Source organism: Bradyrhizobium sp. SEMIA (assembly GCF_014844175.1).
Classification (GTDB): Bacteria; Pseudomonadota; Alphaproteobacteria; order Rhizobiales; family Xanthobacteraceae; genus Bradyrhizobium; species Bradyrhizobium arachidis.
In genome coordinates, this window is the sequence record NZ_CP046601.1 from 1842635 (window position 1) to 1858547 (window position 15913).

General features: G+C 64.7%; 12 protein-coding genes and 3 pseudogenes. 5 read left to right on the forward strand and 10 right to left on the reverse strand.

Translation table 11 applies throughout. The features are described from left to right. Nucleotides 1-33 precede the first annotated feature (33 nt). The 4 genes and pseudogenes from FOM02_RS08820 to FOM02_RS08835 form a co-directional block, all read right to left on the reverse strand. Complete coding sequence (locus FOM02_RS08820; protein WP_027560114.1) at nucleotides 34-1683, reverse strand: ABC transporter ATP-binding protein; 1650 nt, start codon at nucleotides 1681-1683, stop codon at nucleotides 34-36. Between the two features lie 150 nt (nucleotides 1684-1833). Next, nucleotides 1834-2720, reverse strand: a pseudogene (locus FOM02_RS08825) (ABC transporter permease). 21 nt (nucleotides 2721-2741) lie between these two features. Then, nucleotides 2742-3683: an ABC transporter permease gene (locus FOM02_RS08830; protein WP_027560112.1), complete on the reverse strand. Its 942-nt coding sequence runs from the start codon at nucleotides 3681-3683 to the stop codon at nucleotides 2742-2744. Between the two features lie 240 nt (nucleotides 3684-3923). Then, nucleotides 3924-5054, reverse strand: a complete 1131-nt coding sequence (locus FOM02_RS08835) for a M20/M25/M40 family metallo-hydrolase (protein ID WP_027560111.1) — start codon at nucleotides 5052-5054, stop codon at nucleotides 3924-3926. Between the two features lie 268 nt (nucleotides 5055-5322). Here FOM02_RS08835 and FOM02_RS08840 point away from each other — a divergent pair. Together FOM02_RS08840 and FOM02_RS08845 are read left to right on the forward strand one after the other, a co-directional pair. Next, a pseudogene (locus FOM02_RS08840) lies at nucleotides 5323-6929 on the forward strand (ABC transporter substrate-binding protein). Between the two features lie 136 nt (nucleotides 6930-7065). After that, nucleotides 7066-8673: an ABC transporter substrate-binding protein gene (locus tag FOM02_RS08845; protein ID WP_265441648.1), complete on the forward strand. Its 1608-nt coding sequence runs from the start codon at nucleotides 7066-7068 to the stop codon at nucleotides 8671-8673. Nucleotides 8674-8879: 206 nt separating this feature from the next. Here the strand turns inward: FOM02_RS08845 and FOM02_RS08850 are convergent, their stop codons facing one another. From FOM02_RS08850 to FOM02_RS08860, 3 genes and pseudogenes are all read right to left on the reverse strand, one after another. Beyond that, nucleotides 8880-9218 carry a RidA family protein gene (locus FOM02_RS08850; protein ID WP_265441649.1) on the reverse strand — a complete coding sequence of 113 codons (339 nt, stop codon included), beginning with the start codon at nucleotides 9216-9218 and terminating at the stop codon, nucleotides 8880-8882. Between the two features lie 324 nt (nucleotides 9219-9542). After that, the gene (locus FOM02_RS08855; protein WP_322596982.1) at nucleotides 9543-10103 is read right to left on the reverse strand and encodes an MFS transporter; all 561 of its coding nucleotides are present in this window, start codon (nucleotides 10101-10103) and stop codon (nucleotides 9543-9545) included. Between the two features lie 36 nt (nucleotides 10104-10139). Further along, a pseudogene (locus FOM02_RS08860) lies at nucleotides 10140-11011 on the reverse strand (MFS transporter); the annotation flags it as partial. On the opposite strand from FOM02_RS08860, the gene FOM02_RS08865 reads away from it, so the two are divergent. From FOM02_RS08865 to FOM02_RS08875, 3 genes are all read left to right on the forward strand, one after another. Beyond that, nucleotides 10997-11377, forward strand: coding sequence for a LysR family transcriptional regulator (locus FOM02_RS08865; RefSeq protein WP_265441650.1), 381 nt, complete (start codon nucleotides 10997-10999; stop codon nucleotides 11375-11377). The pseudogene FOM02_RS08860 and the gene FOM02_RS08865 sit on opposite strands and share 15 nt — an antisense overlap. Beyond that, nucleotides 11374-11751, forward strand: a complete 378-nt coding sequence (locus FOM02_RS08870) for a LysR substrate-binding domain-containing protein (protein WP_265441651.1) — start codon at nucleotides 11374-11376, stop codon at nucleotides 11749-11751. Before FOM02_RS08865 ends, FOM02_RS08870 begins: the two co-directional genes overlap by 4 nt. A gap of 357 nt (nucleotides 11752-12108) precedes the next feature. Further along, nucleotides 12109-13704 (forward strand): glycosyltransferase family 39 protein, encoded by a 1596-nt coding sequence (locus tag FOM02_RS08875; RefSeq protein ID WP_265442173.1) that lies wholly within the window; start codon nucleotides 12109-12111, stop codon nucleotides 13702-13704. A gap of 3 nt (nucleotides 13705-13707) precedes the next feature. Here FOM02_RS08875 and FOM02_RS08880 read toward each other — a convergent pair whose 3' ends face one another. From FOM02_RS08880 to FOM02_RS08890, 3 genes are all read right to left on the reverse strand, one after another. Further along, on the reverse strand, nucleotides 13708-13848 hold the full coding sequence (locus FOM02_RS08880; RefSeq protein WP_167336490.1) for a hypothetical protein: 141 nt from the start codon (nucleotides 13846-13848) through the stop codon (nucleotides 13708-13710). 55 nt (nucleotides 13849-13903) lie between these two features. After that, on the reverse strand, nucleotides 13904-15154 hold the full coding sequence (locus FOM02_RS08885; protein WP_092213638.1) for a multidrug effflux MFS transporter: 1251 nt from the start codon (nucleotides 15152-15154) through the stop codon (nucleotides 13904-13906). Between the two features lie 114 nt (nucleotides 15155-15268). Next, a complete protein-coding gene (locus FOM02_RS08890) occupies nucleotides 15269-15856 on the reverse strand; it encodes a TetR/AcrR family transcriptional regulator (RefSeq protein ID WP_027560104.1) in 588 nt (195 codons plus the stop codon). Between the last annotated feature and the right edge of the window lie 57 nt (nucleotides 15857-15913).

Here is a 15913-nt window from a genome sequence, read left to right on the forward strand (position 1 = left end):
GCTTCGCGATGCCCCGGAATGACAGTGGAGAGATTACACGCTGGCCGCCACGCCCTCCGACACCGGCCGGAAGTTCGCAAAATCCCAGTTGCGGCCGGGGGCGGCGTCGAGGAGCGCCTTGGTATAAGCCTCCTTTGGATGCGTCAGCACCTCGGCGGCGGGGCCCTGTTCGACCACGCGGCCGTGCTGCATCACTACGACCTCGTCGCAGATTTGCGCGGCGACGCGCAAGTCGTGGGTGATGAACAGGATGGCGATGCCGAGCCGCTTCTGGATCTCGTCCAGCAGTTCCAGCACCTGCGCCTGCACCGAGACGTCGAGCGCGGAGACCGCTTCGTCCGCGACCAGCACGTCCGGATCAAGCGCGAGCGCGCGCGCAATGGCGATGCGCTGGCGCTGGCCGCCGGAGAACTGGTGCGGATAGCGCGACACCGCGTCGGCCGGCAGGCCGACCAGCTCGAGCAATTCGCGGGCGCGCTTCATCGCATCCGCGTGCGAGACGCCGTAATTGATCGGCCCTTCCGCGATGCTCTCGCCGACGGTGACGCGCGGGTTGAGCGAGCGGTAGGGATCCTGGAACACGATCTGGATCTTCTGCCGGTGCGGCTGGAGCAGGCGGCGCGAGATGTCCGAAATCTCGCGGCCGGCAAGTCGCACGCCGCCGGAGGTCGGATCGATCAGGCGCACGATGCAGCGCGCCACGGTCGACTTGCCCGAGCCGCTCTCGCCGACGATGCCGAGCGTGCGGCCCTTGCGCAGCGTCAGCGTCACCTTGTCGGCGGCGACGACCTCGCGGCCTTTTCCGAAGAAGGCGCGCTCCTTGTAGATCTTGCTGAGGTCGTTGGTCTCGAGCACGACGGGCTCGCGGCTCTCCTCGCGCGGCGACCGCGGCACCAGGCTCGGCACCGACGCCAGCAAATTGCGGGTGTAGTCCATCGATGGTTTGCGCAGCACGGTCTCGAGCGGGCCGGTCTCGACCAGCCGTCCCTGCCGCATCACCGCGACGCGGTCGGCGATCTCGGCGACCACGCCCATGTCATGGGTGATGAACAAGACGGCGGTGCCGTGATCGCGCTGGAGGTCGCGGATCAATGTCAGGATCTGCTTCTGCGTGGTGACGTCGAGCGCGGTGGTCGGCTCGTCCGCGATCAGCAGCTTCGGCTCCAGCACGAGGGCCATCGCGATCATGATGCGCTGGCGCTGGCCGCCGGAGAGGCGGTGCGGGTAGGAGGCGAAGATGCGCTCGACCTGGGGCAGGCGGACCTGCTCCATCATGTCGAGGATGCGCTTCTTGCGCGCCCTGGCGTCGAGATCGGTGTGGGCGCGCAGCACCTCGTCGATCTGGCGGCCGACCGGCACGACCGGATTGAGCGCGGTCATCGGCTCCTGGAAGATCATCGCCATCTGCGTCGCGCGTAGCTGGCGCAGGCGGCGGTCGGTCGCGGTGAGCAGCTCCTCGCCGACCAGCTTGATGCTGCCGGAGGTCGGCACCAGCGTGCCCTTCGGCAACAGGCCCATGGTGGTGAGCGAGGTCACCGACTTGCCCGAGCCGCTTTCGCCGACGAGGCACAGCGTCTCGCGCTCGCGCACCTGGATCGAGATGCCGTCGATGATCTTCGCGCCGCCCGGCCTCTTGCCGACGGAGACGACGAGGTTGTTGATGTCGAGGACGGTGTTGGTCACTTCAATTCTCTCCGCCGTCATTGGGCGCGCGCAGCGCGAACTACGGTGCGCAATTGCGCACCTGAGAATCCATCGGGCCGCAGTGTTGGTGGTGAAATGGATTCCGGGCTCGCGACTTCGTCGCGCCCCGGAATGACAGCGGTATTGGTTTCACTTCCCCTCCCGCTGCTTCATGCGGGGATCGAGAGCGTCGCGGGCGGCGTCGCCGATCAGGTTGATGCTGAGGATCGCGATCGAGAGCAAAAGGCCCGGCCAGAAGATCAGCGATGGCTTGATCTGGAAGTACTGGCGGCCCTCGGCCATGATGTTGCCCCAGGTCGGCGTCTCCGGCGAGATGCCGGCGCCGAGGAAGGACAGGATGGCCTCGGTCAGGATCGCGGAGGCGCAGACATAGGTGCCCTGGACGATCAGCGGTGCGATCGTGTTCGGCATCAGGTGCCGCCACATGATCTTCGGCAAGGACGAGCCGACCGAGATCGCCGCCTCGACATAAGGCTCTTCGCGTGCCGACAGCACGACCGAGCGCACCAGGCGCGCACGCGCGGAATTTCGGGGATGGTGATCGCGACCAGCACGGTCCAGATGCTGGCGCCAGACAGGGACACCACGGCGATCGCGAGCAGGATGCTCGGCATCGCCATCAGGCCGTCCATGATGCGCATCATGACGGCATCGACCAGCTTGAAGAAGCCGGAGACGAGGCCGATCGAAAGGCCGATGGCGATCGACAGGATCGCCGAGCCGATGCCGATCAGCAGCGAGACCCGCCCGCCATAGATGACGCGCGACAACAGGTCACGGCCATAGGCGTCGGTGCCGAGCAGGTACTGCGCCGAGGACGGCTTCAGCCGCTGCGAGGGCGCAAGCTGGATCGGGTCGTGTGGCGCGATCAGCGGCGCCAGGATCGAGATCAGCACGATCAGGGCGAGCAGCACCGTGGCCGCCGCGATGATCGGCGTCGAGGTGAGGAATCCGAACCGTGGCCGCAGCGGCGAGGTGATCGGAATGGAGGACCGGGGAAGGCTATCGACAGACATCGTTGTTGTTATCCTTAAGCCCTAGTACCGGATCCGGGGATCGAGCAGCGTGTAGGCGACGTCGATCAGGAGGTTGACGACGACATAGATCAGCGAGGTCAACAGGATCATCGCCTGGATCACCGGATAGTCGCGCGCCAGCACCGCATCGACGGTGAGGCGGCCGATGCCGGGGATGTTGAACACGCTCTCGGTGACGACGACGCCGGAGATCAGCAGCGCAAAGCCGGTGCCGATCACGGTGATCACGGGCACGGCGGCGTTGCGCAGCGCGTGCCGCATCATCACGGCGACCTCGTTGATGCCCTTCGCGCGTGCGGTGCGGACGTAGTCCTCACCGAGCACGTCGAGCATCGCCGCCCGCGTCATGCGCGCGATCAGCGCGATGTAGATGAAGGACAGGGCGCAGGTCGGCAGGATGATGCGCTCGAAGAACGGACCGAAGCCGTTCGAGATGCTCTTGAAGCCCTGCACCGGCACCCAGCGCAGGTCGATCGCGAAGACCTCGATCAGGATGTAGCCGACCACGAACACCGGCACCGAGAAGCCGAGCACCGACAGGCCCATCACGAAGCGGTCGATCCAGGTGCCGTGCTTCCACGCCGCGATCACGCCCAGGGGCACGGCGACGATGACGGCGAGGATGATGGTCGACAGCGCGATCGAGATCGACGGCTCGACGCGCTGGCCGATCATCTTCAGCACCGGCAGGTTGGAGATCAGCGATGTGCCGAGGTCGCCGTGCAAGAGCTTGTTCACCCAGGTGATGAACTGCACGATCAGCGGCTCGTTGAGGCCGAGCGAGGCGCGGATGCGCTCCAGCCGTTCCGGCGTCGCGTTGTCACCGGCGAGAATCGCGGCGGGATCGCCGGGGGTGAGGCGGAGCAGGAGGAAGACGAACAGCGCCACGACGCCCATCACGGGCACGGCGGCGAAAATTCGGCGAACGAGATATCCCAGCAAGTTGGATCCGTCAGATTAGAGACAAATTGCGGCAGGGCCTTCGGCAGGTTGCCATCAGCCTAACATTTCAGCAATTCCCGTGCCATCCGGGCCACAGGTTTTGCAGGGCCGGTCTTCTCAGCGGTCTTCGTAGGGTGGGCAAAGCGAAGCGTGCCCACCGGACGGAAATGGTGGGCACGGCGCAAGAGCGCCTTTGCCCACCCTACGAACCAACGCATCGCCCCGGAATGATGACCCCCATCAGTCCAGCGTCGCCAGCAGCCCCGCCATCAGCCGGCCGCGCTCGACCAGGCTCTCGACCTCGATATACTCCTCCAGCGTGTGGCCGTTGCCGCCACGCACGCCCAGGCCGTCGAGCGTCGGAATCCCCATCGCGCCGGTGAAGTTGCCGTCGGAACCGCCGCCGGCGCTCGCATGCGGCAGCTCGGCGCCGAGCGACTTGGCGATGCCGCGCGCCTTTTCATAGAGCGCCATGGTGCCGGCATCCGGTTCCCACACCGGACGCGTCACGCCGCGCGTGACCTTGAAGGCGACATCGTTGGTGGTGCCCGATAGCGCCAGCATCCGCTCGACGCCGCGATCGAGGTCGGCCTGGCGCTTGGCCATGGAGAGCGCTTCGCCGGTCGCGGTCGTGGCAACGCAATTGACCCATTGTCCGCCATGCACGACGCCGACCGAGAAGGTGCAGTCCTCCGTCGTCATCGCGTCGATGGCGAGGATCTGCCGCGCCATTTCGCGGATCGCCGAGCGTCCTGCCGACAATGTCGCACCGGCGTGGCTCGGCCGGCCCGTCGCCTCGAGATTGAATCGTGCGATGGCGTAACGTCCGGTGGTGACGCCGTTGTCGGCGCGGCCGGGCTCAGGCACCAGCACGTATTTGTTGCGCGCGGCTTCCGCCTCGATGATGTCTCGCGTCGAGGGTGTGCCGACCTCCTCGTCCGGCGTGAACAGCACGGTGATCGGAAGTGGCGTGGTGAAGGCGGCGCGCGCCAGCTGCCGGATCGCTTCCAGCGAGAGGTAGTTGCCGCCCTTCATGTCGTAGATGCCGGGGCCGTAGCACCTTTTGCCCTCGCGCCGCCATTTCAGCTTCTCGATGGTGCCGACAGGGTGGACGGTATCCATGTGGCCGGCGATCAGGATGCCCGGCTCGCCCTGCTTCGGGTGCGGGAAGCGCGCGCGGATGACGCCGCCGAAACCCTGGCGGCCGGCGATGCGTTCGATCGTCGCACCCATGATCGCCATATCCCGCGCTGCGATATCGAGCATGCGGTTCACAGCGTTCGCGTCCCAGGTCGGGCTTTCGCATTCCACCCAGGTGCGCAGGCCCTCGAGCATGGCCTCGGAATCGAAGGGAAGATTGGCTGGATTCATCTCAATGTCTCTCAGGCTTCGAAAGATGGAACGCACATTGCATCGGTGCAGTGGGACGAGCGGAGAGAGTTGTAGAGCCAAACCGATCCTTGTGGAGCCCGTGCGCGCGCCGCCAGGGCCTGCAGTGAAACCGGATTGACGCGCTCAAGACTGTCTGCAAGTCTCGAAAAGATAAAGGCATTGCATGAGGTTGGTTCGCCCAAAGAACGGACCGGATGCTCAACCAATAACCTGCCTTTGAACAGTTTCACGTCAGGAGAAACTTTCCATGTTCCACTTCATGCGCCGGAGGCCTCGCGCGTTCGCCTCCAAACTTGCGCTGTCGGTCGTCGCGCTTTCGGTCGGCCTGGCGTCGCCAGTGCTTGCGGCCGACAAGACCATCACGCCGTGATGCATTCGGACCTGCGCATCATCGATCCGATCTTCACCACGGCCTATATCACGCGCGACCATGGCTACATGGTCTACGACACGCTGGTGGCCACCGATTCGAACTTCAAGGTCCAGCCGCAGATGGCGGACTGGAAGGTCTCCGACGACAAGCTCACCTACACCTTCACCTTGCGCGACGGCCTGAAGTGGCATGACGGCGCGCCGGTGACGGCGGAAGACTGCGTCGCCTCGCTCAAGCGCTGGGCAGCGGTCGACGGCATGGGCCAGAAGCTGATGGACTTCACCGCGAGCCTCGAGGCGACCGACGCCAAGACCATCACGCTGAAGCTGAAGGAGCCCTACGGCCTCGTGCTGGACTCCATTGGAAAGCCCTCGTCGCGCGTCGCCTTCATGATGCCGAAGCGTCTTGCCGAGACGCCGCCGGACAAGCAGATCCCCGAGCAGATCGGCTCCGGCCCCTTCAAGTTCGTGCAGTCGGAATTCCAGCCGGGTGTGAAGGCGGTCTACGTCAAGAACACCGACTACGTGCCGCGCAAGGAGCCGTCGAGCTGGACCTCGGGCGGCAAGGTGGTGAAGGTCGACCGCGTTGAGTGGATCACGATGCCGGACTCGCAGACGGCCGTGAACGCGTTGCAGTCGGGCGACATCGATTTCATGGAAAATCTGCCCTACGACATGCTGCCGGTGCTGGAGGCGAACAAGGAGCTCACGATCGACGTCTCCAACAAGTTCGGATACCAGACGCTCGGGCGCATGAACTTCCTCTATCCGCCCTTCGACAACGTCAAGGTGCGCCGCGCCGCCTTCCTGGCGATGAACCAGAAGGACGTGCTCGACGCGCTGATCGGCAACGCCAAATATCAGAAGGTCTGCGGCGCGTTCTTCGTCTGCGACACGCCGCTCGCGACCGATGTCGGCGCCGAGACCCTGATCAAGGGCAACGGCATGGCGGAGGCCAAGAAGGCGCTCGCCGAATCCGGCTATGACGGCACGCCAGTTGTGGTCATGGCGCCCGGCGATGTCACCACGCTGAAGGCGCAGCCGATCGTGGCGGCCCAGCTCCTGCGCGAAGCCGGCTTCAAGGTCGACCTGCAGGCGACCGACTGGCAGACCGTTGTGAGCCGCCGCGCCAGCCAGAAGCCGCCGAAGGAGGGCGGCTGGAACATGTTCTTCACCAACTGGGTCGCGGCCGACGTCGCCAATCCGATCGCCAATCTCTCGATCGGCGGCCAGGGCAAGAAGGGCTGGTTCGGCTGGGCGGAAAACGCCAAGATCGAGCAGCTCAAGGACGCCTTCGTCCGCGCCGCCTCGCTCGACGAGCAGAAGAAGATCGCGACCGAGATCCAGAAGGAAGCCTATGACCAGGTGATCTACATTCCGCTCGGTCAATATCTTCTGCCGAGCGGCTGGCGCAAGTCGCTGACCGGCGTGCTCGATGGCCCGGCCACCCCGGTGTTCTGGAACATCGACAAGTCCGAGTGAGGCGAGGGCACGCTCCCGCACCCTTCGTACCGATCGTCACGCGGCGCCGCTGTCACCAGCGGCGCCGCTCGCCAGACGAGCTTCCAGGAGAACTTCCCAAGAGACCCACCCAAGAAAACTTGCCAGGAGAATTTCAGTGCTCCAACTCATGCGCCGGCGGCGTCGGGCGTTCGTCTCCCTACTTGCGATTTCAGTCGTGGCGCTTTCGGCACTGGCCTCGCCGGCTCTTGCCGCAGGCAAGACCATCACCGCCGTGATGCATTCGGATCTGCGCGTCCTCGATCCGATTTTCACCAGCGCCTATATCTCGCGTGATCATGGCTACATGATCTACGACACGCTGATCGCGACGGATTCGAACTTCAAGATCCAGCCGCAGATGGCGGACTGGAAGATCTCCGACGACAAGCTGACCTACACCTTCACGCTGCGCGACGGTTTGAAGTGGCACGACGGTACGCCGGTCACCGCGGAAGATTGCGTTGCCTCCCTGAAGCGCTGGGCCGTTGTCGATAGCATGGGTCAGCAGATGATGCTGTTCACCGCGAGCATCGAGGCGACCGACCCCAAGACCATCACGCTGAAGCTAAAGGAGCCGTACGCGCTCGTGCTGGAAGCGATCGGCAAGCCGTCCTCGCGGGTGGCTTTCATGATGCCGAAGCGTCTCGCCGAGACGCCGGCGGACAAGCAGATATCCGAGCAGATCGGCTCCGGCCCTTTCAAGTTCGTGCAGTCGGAATTCCAGCCCGGGGTGAAGTCGGTCTACGTCAAGAACACCGATTACGTGCCGCGCAAAGAGCCGGCGAGCTGGACCGCCGGCGGCAAGGTCGCGAAGGTCGATCGCGTCGAATGGATTACGATGCCGGACCCGCAGACCGCGCTGAACGCGCTGCAGTCGGGCGACATCGATTTCATGGAAAATCCCGCCATCGAAATGTTGCCCACCATCGAAGCCGACAAAGAGCTCAAGCTCGAGATCCTGAACAAGTTCGGCTACCAGACGGGCGCTCGGATGAACTTCCTTCATCCGCCATTCGACAACGTCAAGGTCCGCCGTGCGGCACTTATGGCGGTCAACCAGAAGGACGTGCTCGACGCGCTGATCGGCAATCCCAAGTACTACAAGGCTTGCGCCGCGGTCTTCATCTGCGACACGCCGTTCGCGACGGAGGTTGGCGGGGAGACCCTCGCCAAGGGCGGCGACATGGCTGCGGCCAAAAAGGCGCTCGCCGAGTCCGGTTACGATGGGACGCCGGTCGTGCTCATGGCGCCGGGCGACGTGCTGACACTGAAGGCCCAACCGATCGTGGTGGCCCAGCAACTGCGCGAAGTCGGCTTCAAGGTCGACTTGCAGGCCACCGATTGGCAGACCGTGGTGAGCCGGCGCGCCAGCCAGAAGCCCCCGAAAGAGGGCGGCTGGAACATGTTCATCACCAACTGGGTCAGCGCCGACGTGTCGAACCCGATCTCCAACATCGCTGTCGGCGGGCAAGGCAAGAAGGGCGGCTGGTTCGGCTGGGCGGAGGATGCCAAGGTCGAGCAACTCAAGGACGCTTTCGTTCGCGCGGCTTCGCTCGACGATCAGAAGAAGATCGCGACCGAGATCCAGAAGGAGACCTATGACCAGGTGCTCTACGTTCCGCTCGGCCAGTATCAGGCGCCGAGCGCGTGGCGGAAGTCGCTCTCCGGCGTGATCGACGGTCCGGCAACGCCGGTGTTCTGGAACATCGACAAATCCGAGTAGGACGTGGACTGATAAGGCGTAGCCATAGCCTGATCGAGGCAAGCTGAACGAAAGCGAGGTAGTTCGCTGCCAGCTTGTCGTAGCGTGTTGTCTAATTCAGTCGGCGATCATAGCCACGATCGGCATCAGCCGTTTCGCGCCAGGAAAACTGCAGAAGGCTCCACCTCGATGAGGAACTCATCCTTGGCCAGGCTTGGCACTCCAATCTAGGTTGTACACGGCGGATTATCGCCGAACGCCGCTTTGAGGGCGCCGCTAATCGCTTTGCCTTCGTGTAGATGGCTCTGCTTGATGTAGAGCCGCAACGCACCCACCTGATCGAGTTTCGCACCAACCGATGCCAGCGCAACGCTAAGATTTTCTAGGCTCTTGCTGAGTTGACGGCCGATGTCGCCAGCGCCAACGACGTTCTGGTCTGCGTCCCAAGCAACCTGGCCGGACACATACACAACGTCGCCCAACGGTGTGGGGACAGTAGCAACCTGCGCGAAACCGTAGCGCAAGCTATCGAAGATTCCGACAGGAACATGCACCGATCGGCTCATGAAGGCTCCCTTGGCCAGAGCGCCAGTCGGCGGCGCCACCACTAGGCCGTGTATCTATGAACCCAGCGGCGTCACGTAACTGGTGACGAGGTCCGCTTTGTTCCAATAGCCACCAAGTGCGTGCGGTAGCGCAGATCGAGGCAGCCAACGGTCGATATAATGCAGGAAGCTACCGATCCGCAAACGCATCGGATACAAGAAGCGACGCATCAGTTCGGGACATTGAGCCGGAAAGCATGTCATCTCCGGGAGCAAGTGCGTCTCCGAGCGCGGCTGCCCGATCGCCGATGGTCGCGCGTCAAACCAGACCCATATTTCACGCGCTCACCGATCGGCGGGAAGCAGGAAAATTGCTGCAAGAACTCCCAAGACTGCTGTTGACGCTGCGGTAGCAAAGATGCCCTCGAAGGCTTGCCCGCCACCAACTGCGGCCAGCGCAGCGATCCCAAGCGCGAAGCCACCCTGTCGCGCCACGATCGTCATGGCAGAGGCCATGCCGGAACGGTCTGGCGGGGCGAGCGCAAGCAGGGCACCCGAAAGTTGCGGGTGGGCGAGCGCCGCGCCGCTGCCGATCGCTGCCATGCCCGCGAGCATAAGGACGAGGGTCTCGGCCGTATCGGTCCGCCAGAGGGATGCAAGTAAAAGGAGGTTGCCGACCGCAAGTATCGCGAGAGAATGTGCAAAGTGCCAGCGCCAACCGATGCGCATCACGAGGTGGCCGCCAATTGGCGGCACGATGAGCATCGGCGCCGTGGCAGCGAGCAGCGCGAGGCCAGTACGATTGGCGTGCCACCCGAATGCGCTCTGCATCGCTGGCGGCAGATAAACAAGGATGGCCCAGTAGCTGACGGAGACCGCAATCAGCAGCAGGCCGACACCGATCATCGCGGGTGTCCCGAACACGGCCGGGTCGAGGAGCGGCACAGCGCGCCGACGCTGTTGAAGCGCGAAGCCTGCCAACAGCAGAAGCGCTGCGCCGCCGAGGCTCGCGGCACCGATCGTGTCGGCACGCAGGCGCAACGTCGCGTCAATCAGTAGCGCGAGTGCCGTCGTCAACAGGGCAACGCCGACAATATCGAGCGGGCGCTTCTCCGCGGCTCGGCTCTCGGCGACGAACCGCGGCACCGCAATGGCCATAGCGACGCAGAACGGCACGTTGATGAAGAAGATCCAGCGCCACCCGGCCCAAGCCGTGATCACGCCACCGAGCGTCGGCCCCACGGCCATCCCAACACCGGAGACGACGCCCATCAAGGCGAACACACGCGCTCTGACGGCAGCATCCGGGAACGCGCTGGCGATGAGCGCCAAGGCGCTGTGACGACGAACGCTGCGCCAACGCCTTGCAGACCGCGGGCGAGCCACAACGACGGGCCGTCCCAGGCAAGGCCGCAGCCAAGGGAAGCGACAAGGAAGATCACATTGCCGCTCAGCAACGCGCGGCGGCGACCGAAGCGATCGGCGATTGCCCCAGCCGCGAGCAGCATGCCCGTGAAAGCGAGCGAGTACGCATCGATCACCCACGCCGTCGCGTCCATGCCGAAGCTGAGAGTACGCGCCATCGCAGGCAGCGCGACGACGACGGCGGTGACGTCGAGATTCGTGAAGAACGCACCGAGGCCGAGTGTCAGGGCAACGGAAAGATCACGAGCGCATAGGGCGGGTGCCGTTTTCACAAATCCTCTGCCGAACTGGGAAAGTGCCGCGCAGAAGCGCTGCGATGCCCGCTTGGTATCATCGGTTTGCGCTCGCGGCGTATGCGGAGTGTTCAACTCGGCATGAATCTCCTTCATAATGCCGGCATGACCGCCCAACCTCCATTCGATGCCCTGATTGCCTTCGAAGCCGTGCACCGTCTAGGCAGCGTCACCGCCGCAGCAAGCGACCTCGGCGTGACGCAGAGCGCAGTGAGCCACCGGTTGCGCCGTCTGGAAGACTTTATGGGTTTGCCGCTGCTGACGCGGACTTCGGGCGGCATGCGGCCGACGCCCGCGGGTGAAGCGCTTGCATCCGGCCTCGCGGAGCTCCTCACCGGCCTCGGAGAGCTACGCGCGCGATGCCGCGCTGCGGCCAGCAATGGCCCACTGCGCGTGGGCGTCAGCGCGGCGCTCGCGGACTATTGGCTCGTCGCACGCCTGCCGATGTTCAAGGCCCCATGACGCCGATCGAACTGATCATCGTCGAGAGCACGGCGCAAGCGATCCGCCTCGATCTCGACATCACGATCCATTGGCTCCTCGAGGACGAGGCACGCGAGACCTCGACGCAGCGCGTGTTGTTCCGCGAGCAGGTCTTCCCCGTTTGCCACGCGCGACTATTGCCGTCCGCGCCGCTCGACGACCCGATGCGCATCGCCGCGCTGCCGCTGATCCATAAGGGGGCTGGCGAAGACGCGAACGCGGGAACCGAGTGGTCCTGGTCGACGTGGTTCGCGCGACTTGGCCTCAACGCGCCGCCGCCGGTTGGACTACGTTACGCCAACATGGCGACGGCGATCGGTGCCGCACTTCAAGGCAGCGGCGTCGTGTGCTAACGCGCTCACTCCTCGCGCGCGACGCGCTCATCGACGGCCGCCTTGTGCGCGTGCTGCCCGAGACCTGGGACATGCCGTCGACGAAGGTACACCTCGTGCGCTGGCCCGCGGTCTTGGCAAGTGATGCTCGGGTGAAGGCATTCGTTGCATGGCTTTTGGACGAGGCCGACGAACGCGTCCAATAGGGGGCCGCCGGAAGCGTTGCAGCGCGCTTTGGCTTGTCAGCTTCGTGTCAGCTTTTAACCCTTCCAGTTTCCAATCATTGCTATTTGTTTCTGAATTGAAATAGATGTGCGCAGCTCGCACATCACTTTCCTTCATCAGATTCCCGTGCCGATCGATTTTGCATTCCAGGCGATGGCCGAACGGTCCGATCGCGCGCCAGCGCGATGGCGCCGGCCATTCCTGCGCTGGCTCGACGCCGTCGAGGCGGGCTGGGCCGTGCCGCTTCTCATTGCGTGCTTCGTTGCGGTCTGGACGCTCTATCTTGCGATCGCCTATGCCGGCGGTGGCCTGCATCCCGATACGCTCGAGGCCTGGACGCTGGGCCGGAATTTCGCGTTCGGCTATCACAAGCATCCGCCGCTGATGGGCTGGGTTGCCGCGAGCTGGACCGCGGTGTTTCCGCTGAGCGACTGGTCGCTGCAATTGATGTCGATGGCCAATGCGGGGCTCGCGTTGTTCTGCGTCGATCTGGTCGCGCGGCAGTTCGTGACCGGGCACAAGCGCATCCTGGTGCTGCTGCTGTTGATGCTGACGCCCGCCTATCAATTCCACGCACAGCGCTTCAATGCCAATTCGGTGCTGCTCGCGGCCTGGCCGCTCGCGACCTGGTGCTTCCTGCGCGCGTTCGAGACGCGCACGGCGCTGTGGGCGCTTGCTGCGGGATGCACGACGGCGCTGGCGATGGTCGGCAAGTATTATTCGATCTTCCTGGTCGCGAGTTTCGCGTTTGCGGCGCTGGCTCATCCGGCGCGGCGTGCCTATTTCAGCTCGGCTTCGCCCTGGATATCGGCCGTGACCGGGCTCGCCGTGCTGTCGCCGCACATCTACTGGCTGGCGACGACGGGGGCGTCGACCTTCACCTATGCAATGGCCCACGCCAACGGCAATGCCGCAAGCTCGCTGATCGAGGTGAAGAACTTCGTGCTGGGGCTGGCGGCGGCCATGGGCGTGTCCGCGGTGCTCTGGGTGTTGATCGCGGGGACGCGGCTCAAGCAGTTTCCGGCTGATTTCGCGGCCATGAGTCCGGGCCTGCGGCTTCTGTTCTATGTCGCGATCGGCACGATCGTGCTGCCGGTGCTGACGTCGCTCGCGATGGGAACGGATCTGCCCTCGCTATGGGCGCTGCAGGGCTTGTTCCTGTTCGTCGTGCTCATCGTCTGCGGCGCGCGCTATCCGATCGAGCGCTTCTACACCGTCAATGTCACGGTGATCGTCATCGGCGTTGCGCTCGCCGCCGTCCTCGTCGCAGCGCCGATCCACGCTGTCTATCGCAACAATCACGGCTACGAAGAGGGGCGGAATTTCTACGAGCAGGCGGCAAACGAGCTGACGCGGCAATGGCGGGAGCTGACCGGCGAGCCATTGAGTGCCGTGAGCGGCGACGATTCGCTGGCCTTTGCCACCGCGTTCTACAGCCCTGACCATCCCCGTTACGCGCGGCCGTTCGAGTACCAATACAAATGGGGCCTGCCGCGCAAGACGACGCTCGATCGCGGCTGGGCCGCGCTGTGTTTCCACGGCCAGGATCATTGCGGCAGGTGGATGGAATCAGTGTCCGGGCGAGCCGGGCACTTCGTCCGGCGCGAGTTCACCGTGCAGGCAACGCTGTGGGGGAGGCCCGGCGTGATGCGTGACGTCGTGGTGCTGATGGTGCCGCCGCGCGACAGCGGCGCGGCGCCCGAGAGCGCGGCCGACGAGTTCGGTGCCAGCAGGCGTCCTGCGCCTTAAGCTTTAGCAGTGGCTGTCGCGCACCTGCTCGAGGCCCTCGCTCGCGAAGGGCGGAGTGAATGCCGTTCGATCGGCATTCGGCACGGATGGCTTCGCCGCCTGCGCATCCCTGTCGGTACGGTCTTCGCGATGTTCCAGTTCCATAGAGGCAGCCTTTCGAAATTGCTGCAGTACAACATCGCCGTCGCCGGGAAGTTCCTCAACCGATGGGACGATGATGCGGCCGAAACAGCCGTCCCTTTTCCACCACCAGCACGATCGCGAGCGCGGCGAGCGTCGACAGGAAGAAGCCGATCGAGAACGGCAGAAGCGTGCCGTCAAAGCTCTGGCCGATCGCCATGCCGACCACGATGCCGATCAGCGTCGTGATCGAGCCGTAGAGCGAGGACGCAGTGCCGGCGATGTGGCCCTGCGGCTCCATCGCGAGCGCAGTGAAGTTGGCGACCATCATGCCGAACGAGAACATCATCAGCGCCGAGAGCACCATGAACAGCGAGAGCGGCAGCACGCCGAGAATTTCCGTCAGCAGCATGATGCCGGCCACCGCGGCATAGAGGCTCAGCGCGCCATGCGAGATCACGCGCATGCCGAGCCGTCCGACCAGTTGCGAATTGAGGAAGCCGGCCACCGCCGTGCCCGCCGCGATCGCGGCGAAGGCGAGCGGGAAGTAATGGCCGAGGTGATAGACGCCGGTGAACACCTGCTGGGCGCAGAACACGTAGGCGAACAGCGCGCCGATGACGCTTCCGGCGGCCGTCGCATAGCCGATGGTCTGGCGATTGGTCACGGTCTGCCGGAACGCCGAGAGCACGTCGGCCGGCGCCAGCGACCTGCGCTCCGACTCGGGGAGGGTTTCGGGCAGCCGCAGCACGCACCATGCGAGCGCGAGCAGGCCGTAGAGCATCAGCACGACGAAGATGCCGCGCCACGCCGTCACCAGCAGCACCGCCTGTCCGAACGAGGGCGCGATCACGGGCACCGCGATGAACACCATCATGGCGAGCGACATCACGCTTGCCATGCGGCGGCCGACATAGCAGTCGCGCACGATCGAGGTCGCGATCACGCGCGTTGCCGAGGTGCCGAGCCCTTGCAGCGCGCGCGCCAGCAGCAGCGTCTCGAACGAGGGCGCGGCGACCGCCAGCACGCTCGCCACCGCATAGACCGCCATGCCGCCGAGCAGCACCGGGCGGCGGCCGAAGCGATCCGACAACGGCCCCATCACGAACTGGCCCGCGCCGAAGCCGATCAGGAAGGTCGACAGCACGAGCTGGAGATGGTTGGCGACGGGAATCTGGAAGGCTGCCCCGATATTGGGCAGCGCCGGCAGCATCATGTCCATCGCAAGCGGATTCAGCGCCATGATGGACGCGATCACGATGACGAATTCGGGAAAACCCATGGGGCGGTGTCCGGAGGACACCCAATCGTCGGCATTGACGTCGGACAAGCAGCTCACCTCTGAAATCAGAGGCTCTTCTAGCGGTTATGCTGCGTCGCACAACCCATGTTTCGGGATGGCAGGCCGGCGGAACCGCGGCGGACACGACTTGGTGAAGCGGCTCTAGGCGCGAGCTGTCTTCCGGGCCGCCTCGACCAGGCCGAGCGCCAATTGCCCCGCCGTCTCGACATAGGCGAGATCGCGGTGGATCAGCATCACCGTGGTGGCGCCATCGAGCAGGATCAGGAGCTGGCGTGCGAGCGCCGCCGCGCCGGGGACGCCATGTTGCTTCAGCTCCGCCTCCAGCCAGGCTTCGAAACGCTTCTTGTGCGCCGCGCCGGCCTTCACGGCCGGATGGGCCGGCGTGTTGGCGAGCTCGGCGATGGTGCGCAGGAAGCCGCAGCCGCGCCAGCGCGGCGTGTCGACGGAGCGTCCGAGCTTTGTGAAGAGGCCGCGGACCTTGTCGGCGACGGTGCCGTCGGTCTCGGCGAACCAGCGCTTGTAGAGCTCCAGCGTCGGCTGATCCCTGGCCGCAATGGTTGCGGCGACGAGCTCGTCCTTGCTGGTGAAGTGATAGTAGAGCGTCTTCTTGGTGACGCCGGCCTTCTCGGCGACGGCGTCCATGCTCACCGCGCGGATCCCCTCGCCATAGAACAGGCGTGTCGCCGCAGTGACGATCTGCTCACGTGTGCTGTCACCCTTCTCGGACATCGGCAATGTATACTGCCTAGTGAGTATACACGACAAGGCCGCTGTGGCTGACTTCCG